This is a genomic window from Seonamhaeicola marinus, from assembly GCF_008085455.1.
In genome coordinates, this window is record NZ_VSDQ01000024.1 from 1 (window position 1) to 241 (window position 241).

Consider the following 241-nt stretch of genomic DNA (forward strand, 5'->3'; position numbering starts at 1 on the left):
ATGTATAAAATGCTATTATCGGGTGTGTTAGAAGAATACTATGAAATAGATTTGAAAGACTCATGGATGTATGCAGCTGCCGAGAAAAATTTACCAATAGTTTGCCCAGGTTGGGAAGACAGTACAATGGGTAATATTTTTGCAAGCTACGTGTTAAAAGGAGAACTTAAAGCTAGCACCATGAAATCAGGTATTGAGTACATGACCTTTTTGGCTAATTGGTACACTGATAATTCAGAAA

At 35.7% G+C, this 241-nt stretch carries 1 pseudogene; it reads left to right on the top strand.

What is annotated here, in order from left to right:
• A pseudogene (locus tag FUA24_RS00185) lies at positions 1–241 on the top strand (deoxyhypusine synthase family protein); the annotation flags it as partial.